Here is a 721-nt window from a genome sequence, read left to right on the forward strand (position 1 = left end):
TTTCACATGAGTTTTTCACATGAGTTAAAAACACCTTTAAGTATTATGAAGAGCTGTATTTCAATTTTGGAGGATGGTGTTGCTAGTAATAAAAAGGAGTATTACTTTAAAGCAATGTCAAAAGAAGTAGATAAAATGGATATGCTTATTATTGATATGCTGGAGTTAGCAAAATTCGAGTCTGGTACGTATAAGATGGAAATGGATGTTTTCCATATTGATGAGATGATTGATTATATATGTGAGCAATTAGCTTCGGATATAACAGCTAAGCAATTACATGTGCATAAACAACTTTCTAAAATTGAGGTAGTTGCAAATCCACATCGAATAGAGCAGGTGGTGACTAACTTTATTACGAATGCGATTCGTTACACACCAGAACAGGAGAATATTATTATTTCTACAATAGAAGAGAATGAACGTGTAAAAGTATGTGTAGAAAATAAAGGAGCACATATTGAACTAGAACATGTAGAGAAAATATGGGATCGTTTTTATCGAGGAGATACGTCTCGTCAACGCTCCAAAGGTGGAACAGGATTGGGCCTTGCTATTTCAAAAAATATATTAGAGCTGCATGGTGCGGAATATGGTGTTTCGARTACAGAAGATGGAGTGTTATTTTTCTTCTACTTAAATAAAAACGTGTAGAATTTTCATTCTACACGTTTTTATCATTTTTAAACAAAATCGACATTATCTGCATTTTATCTTTATC

The 721-nt window shown here is 32.8% G+C and carries 1 protein-coding gene; it reads left to right on the forward strand.

What is annotated here, in order from left to right:
- The coding region (locus AC1DJR_RS32370; RefSeq protein WP_477004503.1) for a sensor histidine kinase at positions 1 to 654 on the forward strand (654 nt) is incomplete at its 5' end.
- Between the last annotated feature and the right edge of the window lie 67 nt (positions 655 to 721).

Source organism: Bacillus sp. 05T31, from assembly GCF_056396725.1.